Origin of the sequence: Actinoplanes regularis, assembly GCF_900188005.1 — a bacterium.
Classification (GTDB): Bacteria; Actinomycetota; Actinomycetes; order Mycobacteriales; family Micromonosporaceae; genus Actinoplanes; species Actinoplanes regularis.
The window spans coordinates 34436-57354 of the sequence record NZ_FZNR01000033.1 but is presented as its reverse complement, the minus strand read 5'-3'; the positions used below and the strand labels follow the sequence as shown (position 1 = coordinate 57354).

At 71.5% G+C, this 22919-nt stretch carries 21 protein-coding genes; 9 read left to right on the top strand and 12 right to left on the bottom strand.

What is annotated here, in order from left to right; translation table 11 throughout:
* Positions 1 to 4 precede the first annotated feature (4 nt).
* Both CHC09_RS46965 and CHC09_RS42050 read left to right on the top strand, forming a co-directional pair.
* The gene (locus CHC09_RS46965) at positions 5 to 163 is read left to right on the top strand and encodes a hypothetical protein (protein WP_179277519.1); all 159 of its coding nucleotides are present in this window, start codon (positions 5 to 7) and stop codon (positions 161 to 163) included.
* Between the two features lie 171 nt (positions 164 to 334).
* Positions 335 to 1864 carry a histidine kinase N-terminal 7TM domain-containing diguanylate cyclase gene (locus tag CHC09_RS42050; RefSeq protein ID WP_179277518.1) on the top strand — a complete coding sequence of 510 codons (1530 nt, stop codon included), beginning with the start codon at positions 335 to 337 and terminating at the stop codon, positions 1862 to 1864.
* A gap of 7 nt (positions 1865 to 1871) precedes the next feature.
* Here CHC09_RS42050 and CHC09_RS42045 read toward each other — a convergent pair whose 3' ends face one another.
* Genes CHC09_RS42045 through CHC09_RS42030 form a run of 4 tightly spaced genes read right to left on the bottom strand, consistent with a single transcriptional unit; the run spans position 1872 to position 5219 of the window.
* Positions 1872 to 2564 carry a GNAT family N-acetyltransferase gene (locus CHC09_RS42045; RefSeq protein ID WP_089298859.1) on the bottom strand — a complete coding sequence of 231 codons (693 nt, stop codon included), beginning with the start codon at positions 2562 to 2564 and terminating at the stop codon, positions 1872 to 1874.
* Positions 2561 to 3538, bottom strand: coding sequence for an ABC transporter substrate-binding protein (locus CHC09_RS42040; protein ID WP_089298858.1), 978 nt, complete (start codon positions 3536 to 3538; stop codon positions 2561 to 2563). Before CHC09_RS42040 ends, CHC09_RS42045 begins: the two co-directional genes overlap by 4 nt.
* 17 nt (positions 3539 to 3555) lie before the next feature.
* Positions 3556 to 4311 (bottom strand): amino acid ABC transporter ATP-binding protein, encoded by a 756-nt coding sequence (locus CHC09_RS42035; protein ID WP_089298857.1) that lies wholly within the window; start codon positions 4309 to 4311, stop codon positions 3556 to 3558.
* Positions 4308 to 5219 (bottom strand): amino acid ABC transporter permease, encoded by a 912-nt coding sequence (locus CHC09_RS42030; protein ID WP_089298880.1) that lies wholly within the window; start codon positions 5217 to 5219, stop codon positions 4308 to 4310. Before CHC09_RS42030 ends, CHC09_RS42035 begins: the two co-directional genes overlap by 4 nt.
* A gap of 152 nt (positions 5220 to 5371) precedes the next feature.
* Between CHC09_RS42030 and CHC09_RS42025 the strand changes: the two genes are divergently transcribed.
* The 3 genes from CHC09_RS42025 to CHC09_RS42015 are packed head-to-tail and all read left to right on the top strand — an operon-like array spanning position 5372 to position 8012.
* Complete coding sequence (locus CHC09_RS42025; protein WP_239138864.1) at positions 5372 to 6226, top strand: ABC transporter permease; 855 nt, start codon at positions 5372 to 5374, stop codon at positions 6224 to 6226.
* A gap of 12 nt (positions 6227 to 6238) precedes the next feature.
* Positions 6239 to 7267, top strand: coding sequence for a taurine ABC transporter substrate-binding protein (locus CHC09_RS42020; protein ID WP_089298856.1), 1029 nt, complete (start codon positions 6239 to 6241; stop codon positions 7265 to 7267).
* Positions 7254 to 8012, top strand: a complete 759-nt coding sequence (locus tag CHC09_RS42015; protein WP_089298855.1) for an ABC transporter ATP-binding protein — start codon at positions 7254 to 7256, stop codon at positions 8010 to 8012. Before CHC09_RS42020 ends, CHC09_RS42015 begins: the two co-directional genes overlap by 14 nt.
* Here CHC09_RS42015 and CHC09_RS42010 read toward each other — a convergent pair.
* Positions 8002 to 8547, bottom strand: a complete 546-nt coding sequence (locus tag CHC09_RS42010) for a TetR/AcrR family transcriptional regulator (protein WP_089298854.1) — start codon at positions 8545 to 8547, stop codon at positions 8002 to 8004. The two genes, CHC09_RS42015 and CHC09_RS42010, sit on opposite strands and share 11 nt — an antisense overlap.
* Before the next feature lies 1 nt (position 8548).
* Positions 8549 to 9430, bottom strand: coding sequence for a class I SAM-dependent methyltransferase (locus CHC09_RS42005; RefSeq protein WP_089298853.1), 882 nt, complete (start codon positions 9428 to 9430; stop codon positions 8549 to 8551).
* Between the two features lie 146 nt (positions 9431 to 9576).
* On the opposite strand from CHC09_RS42005, the gene CHC09_RS42000 reads away from it, so the two are divergent.
* Positions 9577 to 10827 carry a M14 family metallopeptidase gene (locus CHC09_RS42000; RefSeq protein ID WP_089298852.1) on the top strand — a complete coding sequence of 417 codons (1251 nt, stop codon included), beginning with the start codon at positions 9577 to 9579 and terminating at the stop codon, positions 10825 to 10827.
* Here the strand turns inward: CHC09_RS42000 and CHC09_RS41995 are convergent.
* From CHC09_RS41995 to CHC09_RS48205, 4 genes are all read right to left on the bottom strand, one after another.
* On the bottom strand, positions 10818 to 13115 hold the full coding sequence (locus CHC09_RS41995; RefSeq protein ID WP_089298851.1) for a putative bifunctional diguanylate cyclase/phosphodiesterase: 2298 nt from the start codon (positions 13113 to 13115) through the stop codon (positions 10818 to 10820). The two genes, CHC09_RS42000 and CHC09_RS41995, sit on opposite strands and share 10 nt — an antisense overlap.
* Positions 13116 to 13275: 160 nt before the next feature.
* Positions 13276 to 14955, bottom strand: a complete 1680-nt coding sequence (locus tag CHC09_RS41990; RefSeq protein WP_089298850.1) for a glycoside hydrolase family 13 protein — start codon at positions 14953 to 14955, stop codon at positions 13276 to 13278.
* An 82-nt stretch (positions 14956 to 15037) separates the two neighbouring features.
* The gene (locus CHC09_RS48210) at positions 15038 to 15643 is read right to left on the bottom strand and encodes a substrate-binding domain-containing protein (RefSeq protein ID WP_275407971.1); all 606 of its coding nucleotides are present in this window, start codon (positions 15641 to 15643) and stop codon (positions 15038 to 15040) included.
* 15 nt (positions 15644 to 15658) lie between these two features.
* Positions 15659 to 16144: a LacI family DNA-binding transcriptional regulator gene (locus CHC09_RS48205; RefSeq protein WP_275407970.1), complete on the bottom strand. Its 486-nt coding sequence runs from the start codon at positions 16142 to 16144 to the stop codon at positions 15659 to 15661.
* Positions 16145 to 16193: 49 nt separating this feature from the next.
* Here CHC09_RS48205 and CHC09_RS41980 point away from each other — a divergent pair, with 49 nt between their 5' ends.
* Positions 16194 to 17447: a HEAT repeat domain-containing protein gene (locus CHC09_RS41980; protein ID WP_143232889.1), complete on the top strand. Its 1254-nt coding sequence runs from the start codon at positions 16194 to 16196 to the stop codon at positions 17445 to 17447.
* 161 nt (positions 17448 to 17608) lie between these two features.
* Here CHC09_RS41980 and CHC09_RS41975 read toward each other — a convergent pair whose 3' ends face one another.
* The gene (locus CHC09_RS41975; protein WP_239138867.1) at positions 17609 to 18826 is read right to left on the bottom strand and encodes a sulfite oxidase; all 1218 of its coding nucleotides are present in this window, start codon (positions 18824 to 18826) and stop codon (positions 17609 to 17611) included.
* A gap of 48 nt (positions 18827 to 18874) precedes the next feature.
* Here CHC09_RS41975 and CHC09_RS41970 point away from each other — a divergent pair, with 48 nt between their 5' ends.
* Positions 18875 to 20023 carry an LLM class flavin-dependent oxidoreductase gene (locus tag CHC09_RS41970; protein WP_239138868.1) on the top strand — a complete coding sequence of 383 codons (1149 nt, stop codon included), beginning with the start codon at positions 18875 to 18877 and terminating at the stop codon, positions 20021 to 20023.
* A gap of 252 nt (positions 20024 to 20275) precedes the next feature.
* On the opposite strand, the gene CHC09_RS41965 is transcribed toward CHC09_RS41970, so the two are convergent.
* Complete coding sequence (locus CHC09_RS41965) at positions 20276 to 22321, bottom strand: MMPL family transporter (RefSeq protein ID WP_089298846.1); 2046 nt, start codon at positions 22319 to 22321, stop codon at positions 20276 to 20278.
* 74 nt (positions 22322 to 22395) lie between these two features.
* Here CHC09_RS41965 and CHC09_RS41960 point away from each other — a divergent pair, with 74 nt between their 5' ends.
* Positions 22396 to 22914: a MarR family winged helix-turn-helix transcriptional regulator gene (locus CHC09_RS41960; protein WP_089298845.1), complete on the top strand. Its 519-nt coding sequence runs from the start codon at positions 22396 to 22398 to the stop codon at positions 22912 to 22914.
* Positions 22915 to 22919 lie beyond the last annotated feature (5 nt).

Genomic DNA, 22919 nt, shown 5'->3' with positions numbered 1-22919 from the left:
CTGGGTGCTGGTCATTCTGCTGTCCTCGGCGTTGTGCGCGGTCGTGATCTATTACACCTGGCGGTCCCGCGGCGGTAGCTCGCTGCAGGCGTTGACCGCCTGCGGATCCGCGGCGACGGCGGTGTTCGGTATGGGCGTCGCCCTCCTCAACCTGTTCCTTTGACCACTCGCGACGAGGCCCAGCCGCGGGCCAGCGCCGCCAGTGTTGCAAGACAACGGGATCCGTACGCCCGGGATGTCGCCTGGGTCGCACCGTGATTGTCAAGGGGTCTGCTCAGTTTGCCCTCCCGCGCTCCGATTTTTGCCGGTGCCAACGGCGGGAAGGAGGCGGAAAGTGCGGACTGCGTTGGTCGTTCTGTACACGGCAGCCGGCTTGATCGCCGTGCTGTACGCGGTGGTGACGTATCGGCGGCGGCTCCAGACGCCTCTGGCCCTTCCGCTGAGTCTCATCATGGCCGGCGCGGCGGAATGGTCGCTGGCTCAGGCCTGCTGCCTCGCGGCCCCGACGCCCGTACTGGCGCTGATCTTCAATTATGCGATGTTCCCCGGCGTGGCAATGGTTGTCGCGGGTTCCTTCTGGCGCAGCATGCTCCTCTCGGAAGTCCGGAAGCTGCGGCCCGCGCTTCTGCTGATCCAGCCGGTGCTGCTGATGGCCGTCCTCGCCACCGATCCGTGGCACCACACCTTCTACAGCAAGGTCGACACGGCCGTCGACTACGGGATCACCGTGTACCCCAGCGCCGCCTACTGGGTGCACACCCTGTACTGCTACGGCCTCCTGACGGCCGGCGCGGTGCTGGTGGTCCGGGCGCTGCGCCGGGCGGTCCGTGGCCAGCGGCGGGTGTACTGGTGGTTCCTGGCCGGTGGCGTCGCGCCGACGGCGGGCAACCTGGTGACGGTCTTTCTCCACGTGAACATCCAGCGGCTCGATGTGACCCCGTTGCTGTTCCTGGTCACCGGGGTCGTGTGGTGGTGGACCGACCGCTCCGGGGTGAACTCCGAGCCGGTGCCGGTCACCTATGCGCAGGTCATCTCGGCGCTCAGTGACGCCGTGATGGTGCTGGATCCGAACGGCCGGTTCCTCGACGTCAACCCGGCGGCCGCCAAGCTGCTCGCCGTCGTGAACCCGGCGTGCGGGGCCGTCATCGGCAAGCAGTGGCAGGACGTCGTCGACCCGCATTTCTCCGCCATGGTCGTCGACGCGGGGCAGAGCACCATCCACGGTGCCTCGGGGGACGTGTACGACTTCCGGGTCGTCCAGATCGAGGCGGCCGACGGCAGTTGCCCCGGCAGCGTCGTGGTGGTCCGGGACGTCACCGAGTTGGAGCGGCTGCGTGCCGAACTGACCGACCAGGCCGTGCGAGACGGTCTCACCGGGGTGTTCAACCGGCGGTACCTGACCACGGCGCTGGACGCGCGGGTCCGTGCCGCGGCCTCGGCCGGCGAGCCGCTGTCGATCGTGATGATCGATGTGGACCACTTCAAGGCCGTCAACGACCGGTACGGGCACGCGGTCGGCGACCAGGTGCTCGTCGACCTGGCCCGGCAGCTGACCGGGTCGGTCCGGGAGGGTGACCTGGTGGCCCGTTACGGCGGCGAGGAGTTCGTGGTCGTCCTGCCGGGTGTCGACGCACGGGCCGCGGCCGAGCGCGCCGACCGGTGGCGCCGGCAGTGCGCCACCACGGCGGTCGACACGCACCTCGGCACGCTGAACGTCACCTTCAGTGGCGGCGTGGCGCAACTGACCGCGACCGACTGCCCCGAAGACCTGCTGCGCCACGCCGACGAGGCGTTGTACCGGGCCAAACACGCGGGCCGCGATCAGATCCTGACGGCCGAACGCACGCTGCCCGTCCTGGGGTGACCGGGGCTCATGCTCGCTGGTAGGCCGTGAAGTCGACGGTCCTGCGCAGCTCGAACCCGAGTTTTTCGTAGAGCCGGATCGCGCCGGTGTTGGCCGCCCCGGTGTGCAGGAACGGCGTCTCACCCCGGGACCGGATCCCGGCCGCGACCGCCCGGATCAGCCGGGTCGCCAGGCCCCGGCCGCGGTGGGCCGGATCGGTGCAGACCGCGCTGATCTCGGTGAACCCGGGCGGGCGCAGCCGCTCCCCGGCCATCGCGATCAGGTCGCCCCGATGGCGCAGGCCGAGGTAGGTGCCGAGCTCGATGGTCCGCCGCAGGTACGGGCCGGGCTGGGTGCGGCCGATCAGGTCGAGGATCTCCGGCACGTCCTCCGCGGTCAGCACCACCGCCTCCGGGTCCGGCTCGGCTCGCAGCGCGACGTCGATGAGCTGGACGCCGGCGCCGCTGTGGGCCACCTGCCAGCCGGGCCCCGGCCGCTCGCCGAACCCGGCGAGCACCACCGGTTCGACCGGCGCGACCAGGGCGGCCAGGTCGTCCCAGGAGCGCGGGTCGTCCGGGTCGGCGAGCGCGTGGAACGGGGACACGTCGCTGTGGTACCGCGCCGCCCGGCCGTGCACCTGGGCGAACCGGGCGTGCTCACCGTGCAGGGAGTGCCAGGCCGGGCTGTCGAGCGCCCGGTCGGAGCCGAGGGAGGTGGTCACTTGCCCTCGATCGGCAGGCCCGGCGGGTTGATCTCGGACTTCTCCACCGCCTCGCCGGTCAGGCTCCAGCGCTGCAGGATCCTGGTGTAGTCGCCGGTGGCGATCAGCTTGTCGACCGCCGCGCCGAGCGCCTTCACCAGCCCGTTGCCCTTCTGCGTGGTCAGCGCGATCTTGCCCTGGAGGGAGGCTCCGGCGCCCGAGTAGGTGCCGACGATCGCCAGCTTGTCGTTCAGCGACACCTGGTAGGCGGCGCTCGGGTTCGGCCCGAGGTAGAGGTCGATCTGGCCGGAGCCGAGCGCCAGGTAGGTGGCCTGGTTGGTCTGGTAGTACTTGATGTCGACCGGCTTCAGGCCCTGCTTCTCGGCCTCCTTGCTCCATTCGACCAGGATCTTCTCCTGGTTCGTGCCGGAGCTCACCGCGACCTTTTTCCCGGCCACGTCCGCCGGGCCGGTCACCTTCCAGCCGCTTTCCTTCTTCGCCACGAAGGCCAGGTTGTCCAGGCGGTAGGTGGCGAAGTCGTACCTCTGCTTGCGCTCCTCGGTGACGGTGATGTTGGAGAGGCCGACGTTGTACTTACTGCTGTCCAGGCCGATGAAGAGGTTCTCCCACGAGGTGTTCTCGATGACCGGCTCGAGGCCGAGCAGGCCGGCGACCGCGTAGCCGACGTCCGGCTCGTTGCCGATCAGCGTCTTGTTGTCGGTCGCGGTGAAGGCCAGCGGTGGCGAGCCCGAGCCGGCCGCGCCGACGCCGATGGTGAGCTTGCCGGTCGCGCGGATGTCGGCGGGGACCAGGGCGGCGATCGTCTCGTCCTTGGCCGGGACGATCCGGTTCTGCTCGGGGCCGAGGTTGAGCGCCGAGCCCGCCGCCCCGGACGGCCCGGCCGCGGCGGCCGCCGGTTTCTCGTCCGGCGCGGCGCAGCCGGTCAGGCTCAGCGCCGCCGCGGCGAACAGGACAAATGCCAATTTTGTACGCACGGGGTCTCCCTGTTTCGTCAGATCAGGACTTTGGAGAGGAACGCCTGGGTCCGGTCGTGCCGGGGATGGTCGAGCACCTGCGCGGGCGGGCCCTGCTCGACGATCCGGCCCTCGTCCATGAAGATCACGGTGTCGGCGGCCTCCCGGGCGAAGCCGATCTCGTGCGTCACCACGATCATCGTGGTGCCGGCCGTGGCGAGGTCCCGCAGCACGTCGAGCACCTCACCGACCAGTTCCGGGTCGAGGGCGGAGGTGGGTTCGTCGAAGAGGATGAGCCGGGGTTCGAGAGCGAGGGCCCGGGCGATCGCGACCCGCTGCTGCTGACCGCCGGAGAGTTGCCGGGGGTAGGCGTCGGCCTTGTCGGCCAGGCCCACCCGGGCGAGCAGGGCGTGGGCTCGTTCGTACGTCTCGATCCTGGGTTTCCGGAGCGCCGAGATGGGCGCCTCCGCGACGTTCTCGACCGCCGTGAGGTGCGGGAACAGGTTGAAGTTCTGGAAGACGAAGCCGATCCGGGCGCGCTGCCGGAGGATCTGCCGCTCGCTGAGTTCGTGCAGCCGGTTGCCGCTCCGGCGGTAGCCGATCAGCTCGCCGTCGACGCGGACCAGGCCGCGGTCGACCTTTTCCAGGTGGTTGACGCAGCGCAGCAGGGTGGACTTGCCGGAGCCGGACGGGCCGAGGATCACGGTGACCGTGCCGGGGCGCACGGTCAGGTCGATGCCGCGCAGCACCTCGAGGGTGCCGAAGGACTTGTGCACACCGGTCAGCTCGATCATCTGCGGATCGCCGCCCTCAGTCGCTGGAACGGGGTGGGCGGCAGGGTGCGCAGGGCGCCGCGGGCGAAGTACCGCTCCACGTAGTACTGCAGGACGGAGAGGAGCGCGGTGAGGATGACGTACCAGACGGTGGCGACCATCAGCAGCGGGACGACCCGCCCGTTGCGGCCGTAGACCACCTGTACCTGGTAGAACAGCTCGCCGATCGCCAGCACGTACACGATGGACGTGCTCTTCAAGAGGTTGACCAGCAGGTTTGCCGCGTTCGGCAGGATCGCCCGCATCGCCTGCGGCAGCACGATCCGGAAGAACTGCCGGCGCCGGGGCAGACCGAGCGCGGCGGCCGCCTCGTGCTGGCCCTGGTCGACGCTGAGCAACCCGGACCGGATGATCTCGCCGGCGAACGCGGCCTCGTGCAGTGCGAGCCCGAGCAGGGCCGCGCCGAAGGAGCTGATCAGGCTCGTCGTGCTGAACGACCAGCCGGGCCCGAACGGCACGCCGATCTGGAGGCGGTCGTAGAGGTAGCCGAGGTTGGCCCAGAACAGCAGCTGGACCAGGAGCGGCACGGAGCGGAACACCCAGATGTAGGTCCAGCTCACCGCCGCCAGGACCGGGTTGCGGGACAGTCGCATCGCCGCGAGCGGGATGCCGCCGAGGAAGCCGAGCAGTGCGCCGGCCACGGTCAGCTCGATGGTCAGCAGCAACGCCCGCAGCACCGACTCCTCGAGGAAGTAGCCGGCGAACGTGGGCCAGTCCCAGCCGGGGTTGGTGGTCAGGCCGTGCGCGAACTGCGCGAGCAGGACCAGCACCAGGCCGGTTCCGGCCCAGCGCCAGGGATGCCGGGCGGGGACCACGGTGGTCTCCTCGCCGGCTGTTCCGGTGGATCGCGGTGGGGATAGGACGCTCACGTCGCTGACGGTAGGCACCCTCGCCACTTACCCACAAGTCCTATCGGTCGAATATGTTTTACGAGAAAGTTGCGGCCGACAGTATTGCCCCTATGTCCATCGGTGCGATAGGAATAGCGAGCATCGCCACGTACCCCTGCCTGGAGTTTTCCGTGACCACCTTGCTTGCCCCGGTCTCCGCGCCGGAGGGCACCGCCAAGCCCGCGCCGGCGCTCGCGCCGGGCGGCGGCCTGCGCCGCCGCATCGCCCTCCGGCTGCTGGCGCTGATCGCGTTGGGCCTGCTCTGGGAGGTCGCGGCCCGGGTGCTTAACAACCCGGCCTTCATCCCGTCGCCCGGTGCGGTCTGGCGCCAGCTGATCCTGACCTCGACGACCCACGACGGCGTACGCGGCTACAGCGGCCACCTGCTCATCGAGCACCTCGGCGTCAGCCTCCGGCGGATCGTGATCGGCTCGGCCATCGGCGTCGCCGGCGGCCTGCTGATCGGCGTCCTGCTCGGCACGATCGGCTGGCTGCGGGTGATCGCCGAGCCGGTGGTCACGTTCGTCCGTGCGCTGCCCCCGCTGGCCTACTTCAGCCTCTTCATCATCTGGTTCGGCATCGACGAGACCCCGAAGCTCTGGCTGCTCTCGATCGCCGCGCTGCCACCGGTCGCGGTCGCCACCGCCGCCGCGGTGCACGGAGCGCCGTCCGGCCTGGTCGAGGCGGCGCGGGCGCTCGGCGCCGGGCGCTGGCAGACGGTCCGCGACGTGGTGCTGCCCAGCGCGCTGCCGGAGATCTTCACCGGGGTCCGGCTGGCGGTCGGCGTCGCCTACTCGTCGGTGGTGGCTGCCGAGACGATCAACGGGGTGCCCGGGATCGGCGGCATGATCCGCGACGCCCAGCGCTACTCCCAGACCGACGTGGTCGTGCTCGGACTCTTCGCCATCGGCCTCTCCGGCCTGCTCATCGACGCCCTGCTGCGGATCGCCGAGGAGCGGCTGATCCCGTGGCGCGGCATTAGTTAAGGAAAATCCGCCATGAAGAGACTGCTCGTCGCCGTTTCCGCGCTCTCCCTGTTGCTCGTCGCCGCCTGTGGTGACGGCGCCGCCAGCGGGGGAGGCGATGCTTCCAAGAAGGCGATCCGGATCGCCTACCAGGCGTTCCCCAGCGGCGACCTGATCGTCAAGAACCAGGGCCTGCTGGAGAAGGCGTTGCCGGACTACAAGATCACCTGGACCAAGTTCGACTCCGGGGCCAGCGTCAACACCGCCTTCGTCGCCAACAGCGTCGACATCGCCGCGATCGGGTCCAGCCCGGTGGCGCGCGGGCTCTCCGCGCCGCTGAACATCGACTACCAGGTGGCGTTCGTGCTGGACGTGGCCGGGGACAACGAGGCGCTCGTGGCGCGCGACGGCGCAGGGATCACCGACGTCGCCGGGCTGCGCGGGAAGAAGGTCGGTACGCCGTTCGCGTCCACCGCGCACTACAGCCTGCTCGCCGCCCTCGACAAGGCCGGGGTGAAGGAGTCCGAGGTGAACATCGTCGACCTGGAGCCGCAGGACATCCAGGCCGCCTGGACCCGCGGTGACCTGGACGCGGCCTACAGCTGGCTGCCCTCGCTCGACGAGCTCAAGAAGACCGGCAAGGTGCTGATCAGCAGTCGCCAGCTGGCCACCGCCGGCAAGCCCACGCTCGACCTGGGCGTGGTCTCCACCCCGTTCGCCGCGGCCCACCCGGAGGCGGTCGACGCCTGGCGCAAGGCCGAGGCGCAGGCCCTGGAGATCATCGCCGGCGACCCGGCCGCCGCGTCCAAGGCGGTCGGCGCCGAGCTCAACCTCTCCGCGGACGACGCGCTCAAGCAGCTCCAGCAGGGCGTCTTCCTGAAGCCGGCGGAGATCTCCTCCGCCGAGTGGCTGGGCACCGAGAACAACGTCGGCAAGCTCGCCGAGAACCTGGTCAGCGCCGCGGAGTTCCTCAAGTCCCAGCAGAAGATCGACGCCGTCCCGTCGCTCGACGCGGTGCGCAAGGCGATCTATGTCAAGGGACTGCCCGGTGTCCTCAGCTGACGCGGTCGTGCTCGACGCGGTGACGCGCTCCTACGGCGACGTCACCGCCGTCGGGCCGGTCGACCTGACCGTCCCGTCCGGTGAGTTCCTGGTGCTCGTCGGGGCGTCCGGGTGCGGCAAGAGCACGCTGCTGCGCCTGATCGCCGGGTTCGAGCAGCCGACCCGGGGCACGGTGCGCGCGGCCGGGGTGGCCCCGGTGCCCGGCCGGGGCGCCGGCCTGGTCTTCCAGCAGCCACGGCTCTTCCCGTGGAAGACGGTCGGCGGCAACATCGCCCTCGCGTTGCGCTACGCCGGCCAGCCGGCCACCCCGGCCCGGGTGGACGAACTGCTCGCCCAGGTCGGGCTGGACGACGTGGCGCACCGGCGGACCTGGCAGATCTCCGGCGGTCAGCAGCAGCGGGTGGCGATCGCCCGCGCGCTCGCCGTCGACAACCCGCTCCTGCTGCTCGACGAGCCGTTCGCCGCGCTGGACGCCCTGACCCGGGAGCGGTTGCAGGCCGACCTCCGCCGGGTCAGCGCCGCGTCCGGCCGGACCTGCGTCTTCGTCACGCACAGCGTCGACGAGGCGGTGTACCTCGGGAGCCGGGTCGTGGTCCTGACGCCGCGTCCCGGCCGGATCGCCCTGGACCTGCCGATCGGCCTGCCCCGCACCGGTGTCTCCGACGACGAGCTGCGCGGCTCCCCGGAGTTCGCGGCCCTGCGCGCCGAGGTGGGTCAGGCCATCCGGGAGCGGGTCACTTCCTGATCCGGATCAGGTGGGGCAGGAGCGTCTCGACGGTGCGGGCGAACGCGTCGTGGTCGACGGGCTCGTCCCAGGCGGTCTGCAGGACCAGGCCCTGGTAGATGGCGACGAGGACCCGGGCCGCGGTGTCGTCACCGTTCAGGACGGTGGCGGCCGCGGCGCGCGGGCCGTCGATGCCGGCCTTGACCAGGGCGAGGATCTCGGGGGAGCGCAGCGCCTCGGCCCAGACCTGGACGCCGAGGCGGGCGTCGTCCCGGGCGGTGGGGTCGCCGACCGAGCGGAGCAGGCCGAGGAAGGCCGCCGCCGGATCCTCGGCGAGTCTCGTCCGGCGTTGCTCGTGCCAGTCGGCGACGATCGCGGCGATCATCTCGTCCTTGCCGGTGAAGTACCGGTAGACCAGGCCGGCGCTGACGCCCGACTCGCGGACGACGTCCTGCATGGACGTACGGTGAAAGCCGTCGCGGGCGAAGCACCGCGCCGCCGCCTCGAGGATCTGGCGCCGCCGCGCCTCCAGGTAGGCCTCGCTGACCTTGGGCATCTCAGAGGATCTCCGCCTGGGCGATGCGGTAGAAGCTCGCGGCGGGCTCGTGCCGGCCGAGGGGCTCCAGGTAGCGGTCGGCGGCCTCGCGCGCGGACTGGTCCAGGGCCAGCCGCAGGCCCCGCGCCGCGACATATCCGGGCAGCTCGGCGGGGGCGAAGCCGAACGTCCACGGCTCGCCGCCGTGGCGGACCGCGGCGTGCCACTCGGTCACGCCGGAGAAGTCGCCGGTGCCGTCGAGGGCGGCCCGGTCGACGTACGTGAAGATCAGCGTGCTGCCGCTCGCCGTGCTTGCCGCGATCAGCCGCATCGTCGCGTCGACCGCGGCGGCGGTCAGGTAGTTCGTCACGCCCTCCCAGATCACCACGGTCGGCTCCAGCGCGGCGAACCCCGCGGTCCGCAGCGCCGCCGCGAGATCACCGGTGACCAGATCGACCGGCACGAACCGGACGTGGCCCCGGCGGGACGGGTGGACGGTGGCGCGGACCAGGCGCCGCTTGGTGGCCTGGGTGGCCGGGTGGTCGACCTCGAAGACCCGGGCGGCGGCGATGCCGGGCAAGCGGTACGCCCGGCTGTCATACCCGGCGCCGAGCAGGATCACCTGGCGGGCGCCCCGGGCCAGCGCCTCGAGGGCCAGATCGTCGATCAGCCGGGTGCGGGCGACGGCGGACGCGCGCGGCCCGCCCGGCCAGCGCCGGTCGATGTACTCCTCGATCCGCCGGCCGGCGGCCGGCAGCGCGGCCAGGGCCGCGACCAGGCGGTGCGTCCCGGTCAGGAACCCTTTCGCATAGGGATCGGTGAAGACCCGGTGTCGCCGCCGGGCCGTCTCCAGCGCCCGGAACAGCGCCACGTGCTCGGCCGAGCGGCTGGTCTGATTCCGCATGCCCGAACAATAATGAATGAGCGTCCATTTTTCCAGCGGGGTCATCACGTCGGGCCCCGGGGTCGAATGACATGGATTCATACATTGCTAAATATCGATGTCCGGTGGTGTGGTTGGGCAACCTAACCGAATACCGGAGGTCGTTCATGAGACGACGTGCCATGGCGGCGTTCGCCGCCGTCATCCTCGCTTTGATCGCCTCGGAGCCGGCGGCCGCCGCCGTCGACGAGGCCGAGTCGGCCGCCTACGAGGTCTACGACGTGCGGACCGCCGCCCAGCGCAACGCGATCGCCCGTACCGGGGCGGCCATCGACAGCGTCGAGCACGCCGTCGTGCAGATCACCGCGACCCCGGCCGAGGTGCGCCGGCTGCAACGACAGGGTTTCACCGTCGAGCCGGTGAACCGGGTGCTGGACTTCCCGTCCGCCGACTCGGCCTACCACAACTACGCCGAGATGATCGCCGACGTGAACGCCATCGTCGCCAAGTACCCGGCGATCGCCGCCAAGCGGGTGATCGGCAAGAGCTACGAGGGCCGCGACATCGTGGCCGTGAAGGTCTCCGACAACGTGGCCACCGACGAGGCCGAGCCGGAGGTGCTCTACGACGCCAACCATCACGCCCGCGAGCACATCACGGTGGAGCAGGCGCTCTATGTGATGCACCAGTTCACCGACGGATACGCCACCGACAGCCGGATCAAGACCATCGTGGACAGCCGGGAGATCTGGATCGTCCCGTCGGTGAACCCGGACGGATCCGAGTACGACATCGCGACCGGCAGTTACCGCTCGTGGCGCAAGAACCGTCAGCCGAACTCCGGGTCCAGCGCGGTCGGCACCGACCTGAACCGCAACTACTCGTACAACTGGGGCTGCTGCGGCGGCTCGTCGGGCACCAAGTCGTCGGAGACGTACCGGGGGGCGTCAGCCTTCTCCGCCCCGGAGGCCCGGGTGGTCCGGGACTTCGTGGCCAGCCGGGTGGTCGGCGGGACACAGCAGATCAAGGCGGCGATGGACTTCCATTCGTACTCGGAGCTGGTGTTGTGGCCCTACGGCTACACCACCGCGAACACCGCGACCGGGATGACCGCCGACGACTACAACGCCCTGTCGACCCTGGGCCGGCAGATGGCCGCGACCAACAGCTACACCCCCGAGCAGTCCAGCGATCTCTACATCGCCGACGGTGTTCTGCTGGACTGGCTGTGGGGTACGTACAAGATCTTCGCGTACACCTTCGAGATGTACCCGAAGAGCTCCTCGGGCGGCGGCTTCTACCCGCCGGGCAGCGTGATCACCGCGCAGACCGCCCGGAACCGGGAGGCCGCGCTGCAGCTCGCCGAGATCGCCGACTGCCCCTACCGGGTGATCGGCAAGCAGAGCACCTACTGCTGAACGACCCGGTCGTGCAGGGCCTGCTCCAGCGCCACGTCGATCAGCTCGGCCGGGCCGGGCTTGGCGAAGTAGTAGCCCTGCGCGTACCGGTAGCCGAGGGCCTCGAGCCGGACGACCTGCTCCTTGGTCTCGACGCCCTCGGCCACCGCCCGCAGGCCCAGCGTCCGCGCGATCGTGCTCAGCGACGTCGCGATCGCCTCCTGCTCGGCGGTGCCGTTCAGCTCGTCGATGAAGGACTTGTCGACCTTGAGCGTGGTGACCGGGCAGGTACGCAGCAGCGTCAGCGACGACTGGCCGGTGCCGAAGTCGTCCAGGGCCACCCCGACCCCGAGCTCGCGCAGCTCCCGGACGGTGTTCAGGGCCACGCCGCCACCGAAGACGGCCGTCTCGGTGATCTCCAGAGTGATCTTGTCGGGGTCGAGACGGTAGCGGGCCATGGTCGAGGCCACCTGGTCCGGCAGGTCCGGGTCGAGCAGCTGCCGCGCCGACACGTTGATGTTGACCCGGGGAGCGGCCGTGCCGTAGGCCTGCCGCCACCTCGCCGCGTCCGCGCAGGCCGTCTCGATCACCCAGAGGCCGAGGTCCAGGATCATCCCGGTCTGCTCGGCGACCGGGATGAAGTCCGCCGGTGACACCGGCGGCCCGCCCTCCGGGTGCCAGCGCACCAGCGCCTCCACACCGGTGATCCGGCCACCGGGCAACTTCACGATCGGCTGGTAGACCAGCCGGAACTCGCCCCGGTCCAGGCCCCGGCGCAGCGCCGCGGCCAGGTCGGCGTCGTGCTGCGCGGTGCTGTCCAGCTGCGGGGTGTGCTCCTGCACCCGGTTGGCGCCGGAGCGCTTCGCGGTCTTGAGGGCCAGTTCGGCCCGGCGCAACAGGTCCGGGACCACCTCGTCGCGGCCGGCGGCCACCCCGACGGTGACCGTGACCAGCAGGTCGTGCCCGTCCACCCGCAGCGGCAGCCGGAACGCGCGGACCAGCCGCTCGCCCAGCGCCTCGTCCTCGCCGGGAAGCAGCAGGCCGAACTCGTCGCCGAGCAGCCGGGCGACGAACGCGTCCGCCCCGAACGTCTCGGTGATCCGGGCCGCGGCGGCGCGCAGCAACGCGTCGCCGCGCTCGTCACCGAGCCGGTCGTTGAGGGTGCCGAAGCCGTCCAGGTCGCAGACCGCGACCGTGGCCGGCGCGGTGCGCCGCTGCAGGGTGGCGGCGAACCTCCGCCGGTTCGGCAGCCCGGTCAGGTCGTCGTGGTTGACCTGTGCCTCCAGCCGCTCCATCAGGTCGGAGTTGTCCGAGACGGCGATCCGTAGCCGGACCACCGCCAGGATGATCAGCAGGAGTGAGCCGCCGGCCAGACGCGGGGGCAGGTAGCCGAGATCCAGGGTGACGTAGATCAGCATGCCGACGGTGATCGCGACCGCCACGTACGGCACCACGCTGATCCGCCGCCACCGCTGCAGCCATCGTGAGCGCGTCGGCCGGGCCGGACTACCGTCGGACCGGATCTGCGCGCGGGCGGCGAGGGCGAACATCAGCCCGAGCGGCACCATCAGGATCGCGGTGATGCTCAGGTGCGTCCACGCCCCGACCATCGGGTAGAGCAGCCAGGCGGCCGGGGGGAGCAGGCCGATCGGGGACAGAAACCACAGCGTCGGCCCGGGCACCGGTCCGGCGCCGGTCATACCGACCCGGATCACCGTGGCGACCGCGGCGACCACGGTGAACACCACCAGCCACATCAGCCCGGTGGCCAGGCCCGGCACCGGCGGCCCCGGCGACGGAAGCGCGGGCGCCACCGACCCGGGCGTCGGGGTGGACCACAGGAAGTGGGCGGTGAGCAGCGAGGCAGCCACGCCCACCACGGCGATGTCCAGGTAGATCGCGCGGTTCGCGCGCCAGGTGCGCGGCGGGTGCGGCAGGCGCAGCATCGCGAAGGCAGTGAGGGCCACCGCGCCGACATAGCAGACCGCGTTGAACGGGGTCATCGTCGTCGGGTGCCCGGCGAGCACGGTCCGGACGGCGTGGCTGACGGCGCCCAGGGCGAGCAGACCGGTCGCGCCGGCGAGCCGCTGCCAGAACAGCTGGGCGACACCCCGGGTTGATTCGGCGGCGACCAGGCACGCGTACACCGCGGTTGCGGCCGCGGCGACCCCGCTCGGCCAGAGCAGCCAGGCGGGCCCGTCACCGACGAGGACGCCGGCGACCCCGAGCAGCGCGCTCAACGCGGCCCAGACGCAGGCCAGCAACAGGATGCGCTGAGCCCTGCGGGCCGGTCCGTCCACTGCTCGCATGACTCACCGCCGATTCCGGTTCAGGTGAAGTCCCAGATCGGCGGCGAAACGGATGAACTGAGTCGTAGCAGAAAAGTGCGGGCGTGACGCGCGCCCATCGGCTGCGCGTCACGCCCGCACTCCCGCCCACCCGCACCGTCCGAGGGTGGCCGGGACGGTGTCAGCTGGAGAGGGACCACCAGACGGTGGTGTCCGGCGGCAGCACGACCTCGTCGGGGCTGCCCTCGATCGGCCCGCTGGCGAGCAGCAGCTCACCGGGCCGGCCGAGCGACACCGGCTGGTCGCTCATGTTGACCGTGCAGCGGAACACCGGCGCGCCGGCGACCTCGCGCTCGAAGGCCAGCACCCCGGCCGGGGCGGTCACCCAGCGCAGGTTGTCGACGGGCTGCATGGCCGGGGCGGCGCGGCGCACGGCCAGCGCCCGGCGGTACAGCTCCAGCGTCGAGTCCGGCGTCCCGGTCTGCGCGGCCACGCTCAGCCCGGCCCACGAGGCCGGCTGCGGGAGCCAGCTGGCGCTGCCCTCCGGGCCGAAGCCGTACGGGGCCTCGTCGCCGCTCCACGGGATCGGCACCCGGCATCCGTCGCGGTAGCCGTCCTGGCCCTCGGCACGGTGGAACGCCGGGTCCTGGCGCACCTCCGCCGGCAGGTCCAGGACCTCCGGCAGGCCCAGCTCCTCACCCTGGTAGAGGTAGGCCGAGCCGGGCAGCGCCAGCATCAGCGTGCTGGCAGCCCGGGCCCGCCGCAGGGCGGCGGCGTCGTCGACCGCGACCGCCTTGCGGCCGGCGACCTCACCGTCGGCGCTCTGCATCAGCCGGGTGGTGTGCCGGACCACGTCGTGGTTGGAGAGCGTCCAGGTGGTCGGCGCCCCGACCGCGCTCATCGCGGCGAGGGAGTCGTCGATCATCTGGCGCTGCTCGTGCGCGTTCCACGCGGTGCCCAGGTAGCTGAAGTTGAACGCCTGGTGCAGCTCGTCGGGGCGGACGTAGTGCGAGACCCGGGACAGGCTGGGCGCCCAGGCCTCGGCGACCGCGATCCGCTCGCCGGGGTACTCGTCGAGGATCTGCCGCCAGGAGCGGTAGATCTCGTGCACGCCGTCCCGATCGAAGCACGGGCTCTCGCCGACGCCCAGCAGGTGCCACTCGGCCTCCGAGCCGACGTCCGGCAGGCCGTCCGCCTTCACCAGGCCGTGGGCCACGTCGATCCGGAAACCGTCGACCCCCAGGTCGAGCCAGAACCGCAGGACCGTCTTGAACTCGTCCCGGACCGCCGGGTGCTCCCAGTTGAAGTCGGGCTGCTCCGGGGCGAACAGGTGCAGGTACCACTCGCCGTCCTCGACCCGGGTCCAGGCCGGACCGCCGAAGATCGACGGCCAGTCGTTCGGCGGCAGCTCGCCGTTCTCGCCCTTGCCGGGGCGGAAGTGGTAGCGCTCGCGGAACATCGAACCGGGGCCCTCGGCGAGCGCCTTCTGGAACCACTCGTGCTGGTCGGAGGAGTGGTTCGGCACCAGGTCGACGATGACGCGCAGACCGAGCGCGTGCGCGCCGGCGATCAGCTCGGAGGCGTCGGCGACGGTCCCGAAGATCGGGTCGACCGTCCGGTAGTCCGAGACGTCGTAGCCCGCGTCGGCCTGCGGCGACGCGTAGAACGGGGAGAGCCAGACCGCGTCCACGCCCAGATCCTTGAGGTACGGCAGGCGGCTGGTGATGCCAGGCAGGTCGCCGATGCCGTCGCCGTTCAGGTCGGCGAAGCTGCGCGGGTAGATCTGATAGATGACCGCGTTGCGCCACCAGGATGCCGGCGGCGCCTCAACGGTGGGCGGTGCGATCAGTTGGTCGGTCATGGCGAGGAACGGTAGCAGGCAACTAACACGTGTTACATAGTTTGTCGGTTGCTTTCTTGCTGCAAGTTCTTGCAGTACGGCGTTATGCCGGTTTTGCGGTGGATTCCCGGATGATCAGCGACGTGCCGAGGGTCTGGTGCGGATGCTGATCCTCGCCCCGGATCGCCGAGATCAGGAAGTCCGCGGCCATCCGGCCCTTGGTCACGATCGGCTGGCGCACGGTGGTCAGCCCCGGCCGCAGCCAGGCGGACTCGGCGAGGTCGTCGAAGCCGGTCACCGAGACGTCCCCGGGCACGCCGGCGCCGAGCTCCCGCAGGGCGTCGACCGCGCCGTAGGCGAGCACGTCGGAGAGGGCCAGGATCGCCGTCGGTGTCGCCGGGCCGGACATCAGCTCCTTGGTCGCCCGGTAGCCCTCGGCACGGGTCGCCGGAACCTCGGCCAGCGGTACGTCGTCCATGGTCAGCCCGGCATCGGCGAAAGCGTCCCGGATGCCGGCCAGGCGGCGCGCGAGCGGGCCCTGGTAACCGCGGGCGGCGGGTCCGGGCCCCGGGCCGATGGAGAGCACCGCGAGCCGACGGTGCCCGAGTTCCAGCAGGTGACGGGCCGCCTCGTGGGCCCCGCCCCGGTCGTCGACCTCGACGTGCGGCGCGCCCTTGTGCCGGTCCGAGTCGATCAGCACGAACGGGATCCCGCGGCGGTCCAGTTAGGCGACCTCGCCCCGGTCGATCTCCAGGCCGCAGACGATGAACCCGTCCACCGCCGCGTACGGGATCGCCTTGAGCACGGAATCCTGCAGCGGCGGGGTCAGCAGCAGCGTGTAACCCTCCTGGTCGCAGATCTGGCCGACGCCCATCAGGAACCGGGCGTGGTACGGGTTCTCCAGGATCTGCGCCAGCCGCTGCGGCAGCAGGACCCCGATCGAGTTGGTGGTCCCGGCCTGCAGCATCCGCCCGAGCGTGTTCGGCGTGTAGCCGAGCTCCTCCGCGACCGCCAGGATCCGCTCCCGGGTCGCGGTCGAGATCCGCTGCGGATTGTTGAAGGCGAACGACACCGCCGACCGCGACACCCCGGCCGCCGCCGCCACATCACTGGAGGTGGTTTTGCCCGGCTTTAGGACGCGGGTCGAAGTGATCTTTGCGCTGTCCGTGAAAGATTTGCCGGTTCTTGCGCTGGCCCTATTTGACGGCATGCACGCTCCCCCGGGTCGGCGCCTACCATAACTCGTTCCACCTCCTGACATGACAACACCCGGACGGCCCGACGACGGCGGGCAAGGACGTGCCCGGCGGGGCGGGGTCGGCCTGCCGGAGCTCGGCTGGTCGACGCCTGCGACGATGCGGCGCGTGATCGACACCCGCGCGGCGCTCGCCGAGTTCATCCGGCAGATCGACGAACTCGACGACTGCGACGACCTGGAGAAGACACGCGTCGCGCTGACCGGCTGCGGCGACAGCACCCTGGTGGCCGAGCTGACCGCCGCGCTGCACCGCTTCCTCGACGAGAAGAACTTCTACGGCCGCGACCTGATCGCCGGGGTGCTGGCCGGCATCGATGGCCTCGAGGCGCTGCCGGTGCTGCTACGCGCGTCCGCCCGCGACCTCGGCGACGACCAGGACTCGCTGAGCGCGGAGATCGTCGACCTGCTGCACGGCAACCGCGCCGCGGCCCGGCCGGCCGTGCTGGCGCTGGCCGTGGATCCGGATTCCACGCTGCGCCGGACCGGCCTGTGGGCGCTCGGCTTCGTCAGCGAGCCGCAGGACACCGACCTGCTGCTCGCCGCGGCGGCCGATAGCGACCCGCGGATCCGGGCCATGGCGTACGGCGCCCTGCCCACCGCCGATGACCGCGCGTTCCAGGCGCTGCTTGCCGGGCTGCGCGACATCGACCCGGACGTGCGCGTGACCGCGGTGTCCCAGCTCGGCTACACGCGCCGCTACGACGCGGTCCCACACCTGATCGCGCTGGCCGATGACCTCACGGACCGGGTGCGCCGCTGGGTGGTGTTCGCACTCGGCCGGATCGGCAGCCCGGACGCCGCGCCCGTACTGCTGCGCCTGCGTGCCGACCCGCTCGTACGCGAGGACGCCACCGCGGCACTCGGCGCGGTCGGCGGACCGGCCGCGCTCGCCGTACTGCGCACGCTTGCGACAGATCCGGATCCGAGGGTACGCATCGACGCCGCCACCGCACTGCCCCAGGCCGGCGTCGGCGACCCCGAGGTACGCCTCCTGCTCGTCGCGCTGGCGGCCGACCCGGTCCCTGAGGTACGCGCCGCGCTGGTCAGCGGCCTTGCGGCGGTTGACGTGCCGGGCTCCTCCGACGAGCTGGTGCTGGCGCTCGCCGAGGATCCCGAATTCGACGTCCGTAGCCGGATCGTTGTCAACGTCCGCCTGCTCGCCCCGGCCCTGGCCCCTTCGATCCTGCGCCGCTACCTCGACGACCCGGACCTACGACCCATCGCCGAACGCCAACTGAAGCGCCTGGAAAGCTAGCGCGACGCGGCCTCTCGTATTGACGACAGCAAGAGGCCACGACCCGCGCGGTTGTACTCGACCGGCAAAGCCACACCGGGCGGGTCGGAGCCCGCCCAGCCCCGATCGTGCCGAGGTGAGTGCGCTCGAGCGCGTCGCCGGAAGGGGCGCCTGGTTCGGAATCAGGCCGCGGTGACCGGGACGCGGACGACCGCGTCGAAGAGGTAGCCGAGGGTGTTGTGGCGGGCTACGTCCGGCTGGGTGTTGCCGTGTACGTCGGTGGCCCGGGCCAGCAGTTCGTAGGTGCCGGTCGAGGGGCGCCAGTCCAGCTCCCAGCGCTGCCAGGCGCCCTCGTGGGAGCGGCCGCTGAAGCGGGCGTGCCGCCACGTCGCGCCGCCGTCGGTGCTCACCTCGACCCTGCGGATCGGGCCGCCGCCTGACCAGGAGCGCCCGGTCAGTCGCACCCGCCGGCCGGCGGCGAAGACCGTTCCGGGATCCAGCTCGAACGCGCTCTTGATCACCTGCTTGTCGAAGGGGAGCCCCTCGGGCGGGAACTCCGAGCCGAAGAGCCGGTAGAACTGGGTGTTCCACGGGGAGAAGAGCGGCTCGGTGGAGACCTCGATCTTCCCGACCCACTTGATCGAGGCGATGCCGACCCAGCGGGGTACGACCAGGCGGACCGGGAAGCCGTGGTCCGGCGGCAGCGGCTCACCGTTCATCTCGTAGGCCAGCAGCACGTCGTCGAGCGCCTTGGCCAGCGGCATCGGACGCCGGACCGGGCCCAGGTCGACACCGCCGGTGACGTAGTTCGGATCGAGCCCGGAGGCCTGCACGTCGACCGCGTCACGGCGCACCCCGACCCGGCGGAGCACCGTGGACAGCCGCACCCCGCGCCAGCGGGCGACGCCGACGGCGCCCAGGCCCCAGGCCGTACCGGAAACCGTCTGGCCCTGCTGGGACGTGTAGTAGCCGCGGCCGTTGCCGGCGCACTCGACGGTGACCGCGTGGGTCTCCGCCGGAAGGCGGCGAAGGTCGGCGAGAGTGAGGTGCGCGGCCTCGCCGCGCAGCCCGGCGCCGGAGATCTCCAGGTTCCAGCTGTCGGCGTCCAGGCGCGGCGTGCTGGTGTGATTGCGGACGAAGAACCGGTCCACCGGTACGAAATAGCCCTGGTCCTTCAGCGCCGACCACCGGGTCTCGGCGTTGGTGCCGAGCACCCGGAAGAGCTCGGGCGGCAGCGGCTTGACGATCGGTGAGTCGGCCGCGTGTGCCGGACTCGGCGCCAGGCCGGCGGCCCCGACGGCGGCGGCCAGGGTGAACAGGTGCCGCCGGGAGAAACCGCGGGCCTGGCCGGCTACCCACTGACGCAGCCGGGTCTCGTCATATGCAGCCTCATCGATCATGCGGCGCATCCTACCGAGCCCATGGGATATATGGGTAGTCTCTCGGGCATGGACTTCCACTGGTTTCTTCCCACCAACGGCGACAGCCGGGACATCGTGGGCGGCGGTCACGGCACGCCGGCCGGCTCGGCGGGCGCGGTCCGTCCACTGACCATCGGCTACCTCGGCCAGATCGCGCGCAGCGCCGAGCAGTTGGGGTTCGTCGGCGCGCTCACCCCGACCGGGGCCTGGTGCGAGGACGCGTGGCTCACCACCGCGATGCTGACCGAGGTCACCGAGCGGCTGAAGTTCCTGGTCGCGTTCCGCCCCGGGCTGATCTCGCCGACCCTGGCGGCGCAGATGTCCTCGACGTTCCAGCGGCTCTCCGGCGGGCGGCTGCTGCTCAACGTGGTGACCGGCGGGGAGTCCAGCGAGCAGCGGCAGTTCGGCGACTTCCTGGACAAGGACGCGCGTTACGCGCGGACCGCCGAGTTCCTCAAGATCGTGCGGGCGCTGCTGCGTGGCGAGACCGTCACCCACCAGGGCGAACATCTGCGGGTGGAGAACGCGCGCCTGTCCCGGGTTCCCGACGTGCAGCCGACCATCTACTTCGGCGGCTCGTCGAAGGCGGCCGGCCCGGTCGCCGCCGAGCACGCCGACGTCTACCTGACCTGGGGCGAGCCGCCCGCCCAGGTGGCCGAGAAGCTGGCCTGGATCCGCACGCTCAGGCCGGACATGAGGTTCGGCATCCGTCTGCACGTGATCACCCGGGACACCTCCGAGGCCGCCTGGGACGAGGCGGCCCGCCTGCTGCGGAACGTCTCCGAACAGGATATCGCCGGAGTGCAGGCCGGGCTGCGCACCAGCGAGTCCGAGGGCCAGCGCCGGATGCTCGACCTGCACGGCGGCACCCGGGACGGCCTGGTCGTCTCGCCGAACCTGTGGGCCGGGGTCGGCCTGGTCCGTGGCGGCGCCGGGACCGCCCTGGTCGGCAGCCACATCGAGGTCGCCGACCGGATCGAGGAGTACGCGTCGCTCGGCATCTCCGAGTTCATCCTCTCCGGCTATCCGCACCTGGAGGAGGCGTACTGGTTCGGCGAGGGCGTCCTGCCCGAACTGCGCCGCCGCGGCCTCTGGCAGCACCCGGCGGGGGAGCGGAACACCACGCCGGCCGCGATCCCGTTCGCCGGCGTCCCCGCCCCCGCCAGCCCGTCCTGACCCCGATCCTGTCGATCTGCCAGCTGGCCCTGGCCGGGGCCGAGGCCGGGCTGCGGGTCGAGTCGAGCGTGGTGGCGCACCTCGAGGGGCCGGGCCCGGGCCTTGCCGAGGGGTTCCACGAGCTCAACCGCAAACGCTCCGAGCCCCTGGATCTCGCCGTGGTGCTGGGCGAGATCCAGGAGCACGTCGCGGGGCTCGTCGCGCTGGACGATCGGCTGCCCGCGGTGGGTTTCCCGGTGCGGGCCCGACCGGTCAGGCCTTGTCGGCGGGCTCCGACAGCTTGGTGCGGTCGACCGCCTCCCAGTCCGGCCGGCTCTGCGGCTGCGCCGGGATCCCGGCGCCGTCCGGCGCCGAGGCCTGCGGACGGCCGGGCCACCAGAACCGGTCACCGAGGACCGTGGCCAAAGCCGGCACCAGCACGGTACGGACGAGCAGCGTGTCCAGCAGCACCCCGATCATCACGATCACGCCGATCTGGGTCAGCGTGATCACCGGCAGCACGCCGAGCACCGCGAAGACCGCCGCCAGCAGGATCCCGGCGCTCGTGATCACCGCGCCGGTGACCGCGACCGCGTGCACCATGCCGTCCCGGGTCCCGCGAACGGCCGCCTCCTCCCGGGCCCTGGTGACCAGGAAGATGTTGTAGTCCACCCCGAGCGCGACCAGGAACAGGAACGAGAAGAGCGGCACCTGGTTGTCCAGCGCGTGGTCGAAGAGGAACGACCCGGCGCCGAGTGCCGCCGCGTAACTCACGATCACCGTGATGATCAGCAGCACCGGCGCGACCAGCGCGCGCAGCAGGACGACCAGCACGAGCAGCACCACCAGCAGGATCACCGGGGCGATCACCAGCAGGTCGTGCCGGGTCGCGTCGCGGGTGTCCAGACTGGTCGCCACGCTGCCACCGACCAGCGCCTGCCCGTCGAGCCCGTCGCGCAGCGCGCGGATCGTGTCGAAGGCCGCGGTGGTGTCCGGCGCCGCGTCCAGGATCACCTGGATGCTCGCCTGGGTGGCGTTCTGCTCGGCGATCCGGGCCTGAGCCACCCCGGGCGTGCCGGAGATCGTGGAGAGCACGGCCCGCGCCCGGTCCGGGCTGGTCAGCACGACGGTCGGGCTGGCCGCACCGGCCGGGAAGTACTTCGAGAGGGTCTCCAGCCCGGCGACCGACTCGGACCGGACCCGGAACTGCTCGGTCTGCGAGAGCCCGAGCCGGGTGCCGAGGCCGCCGGCGGAGAGCACCCCGAGGATGATCACCGAGACCAGGGTGACCGCGACCGGCTTGCGGGCCACCGCCCGGCCGACCCGCGCCCAGATCCCCTTGACCGCCTCGGCGCCGGCCTGGCCGGCCCGCGGCACGAACGGCCAGAACAGGCCACGGCCGCAGACGACGAGCGCGGCCGGGAGCACCAGCAGCGCGAAGAGGGCGGCGACCGCGATGCCGGCGGCGGCCGTGGCCCCGAGCGACACGTTGCTCTCCAGGCTGGCCAGCAGCAGGGTGAGCAGGCTGAGGATGACCGTGCCGGCGCTGGCCGCGATGGCCGGCCCGGCCCCGCGCAACGCTCGCCGCATCGCGACGAACCGGTCCTCGTGCCGGTGCAGCTCCTCCCGGTAGCGGGAGATCAGCAGCAGCGCGTAGTCGGTGCCCGCGCCGAAGACCAGCACGGTGACGATGCCCGTGGTGGAGCCGCTCACCGGCAGGCTGGTGTGCTGCGAGATCAGCGCGACCAGGCCGGTGGTGACCCGGTCCGCGAGCCCCACCACGAACAGCGGGACCAGCCAGAGCACCGGGCTGCGGTAGGTGATCAGGAGCAGCAGCGCGACCACCACGACGGTGACCATCAGCAGCCGGGTGTTCGCCCCGGTGAAGCTGTCGGCCAGGTCGGCGGTGAACCCGGCGCCGCCGGTGACCTGCGCGGTCACGCCGGCCGGCAGGTCCGCCCGGACCGCGGCGCGCAGGTCGGCGACGGCCTTGATGGTCTCCTCGGGCGCGACGCCGGCCGGCATCGGCACCGAGACGATCGCGGCCTTGCGGTCCTCGCTGACGATCGGCCGGCCCAGCGGCGTGACCGTGGCCAGGTCGGCGTCGGTGAGCGACGCGCCGCCCTTGGCGACCACGACCAGGGCCGCGTTGGTCCGGCCGGAGGGCAGCTGCTTCTGCAGCTGTGCGACCCGGGTGGACTCGGCGGACGACGGCAGCGAGGCGTTCGGGTCGTTGGTGACCGTGGTCGCCCCGGAGAGGCCGATCACCAGACCGCCGGACACCAGGGCCAGGAGCAGTGTTGCCCATGCCCGCTTCATGAAGCCTCCAGGATAAAGAATCTCGACAATCGAGATTCTCTACTCTGCCGCGAAGATCTGCAACACTGACCCCCGTGGAGGAAACGGAAGCCCCTGTAGAGGAGACGGTGGAGCGCCAGCGACTGCGCTCCCGCCTCGTCGACCTGCTCAACTCGTACGCCAGTGAGGCCAACCACATCGGGCACGCTTTCGCCGGCCGCAACCATCTGCACGGCCCCGACCTGCACGCCCTGCTCGCGGTGATGCACGCCGAGCGCGCCGGAGCGCCGCTGAGCCCGGGCCGGCTGGGCGAGGCGATGGGGCTCTCCTCCGGCGCCACCACCGCGATGATCGACCGGCTGGAGCGCGACGGGCACCTGCGCCGGGTTCGGGAGAGCACCGACCGGCGGGTCGTGCACCTGCGCTACGCCGAGTCCGGGATGTCGCTCGCCCAGGCGTTCTTCACCCCGCTCGCGCCGCGCACCGACGCGGTGATGGAGCAGTTCGGGGTGGCGGAGCTCCAGGTCGTCGAGCGTTTCGTGCAGGGCATGGTCGGTGCGCTGACCAGCTACCGCGACGAGCTGCGTGACCGGGGTCAGCGCAACTCACCGTGACGGCC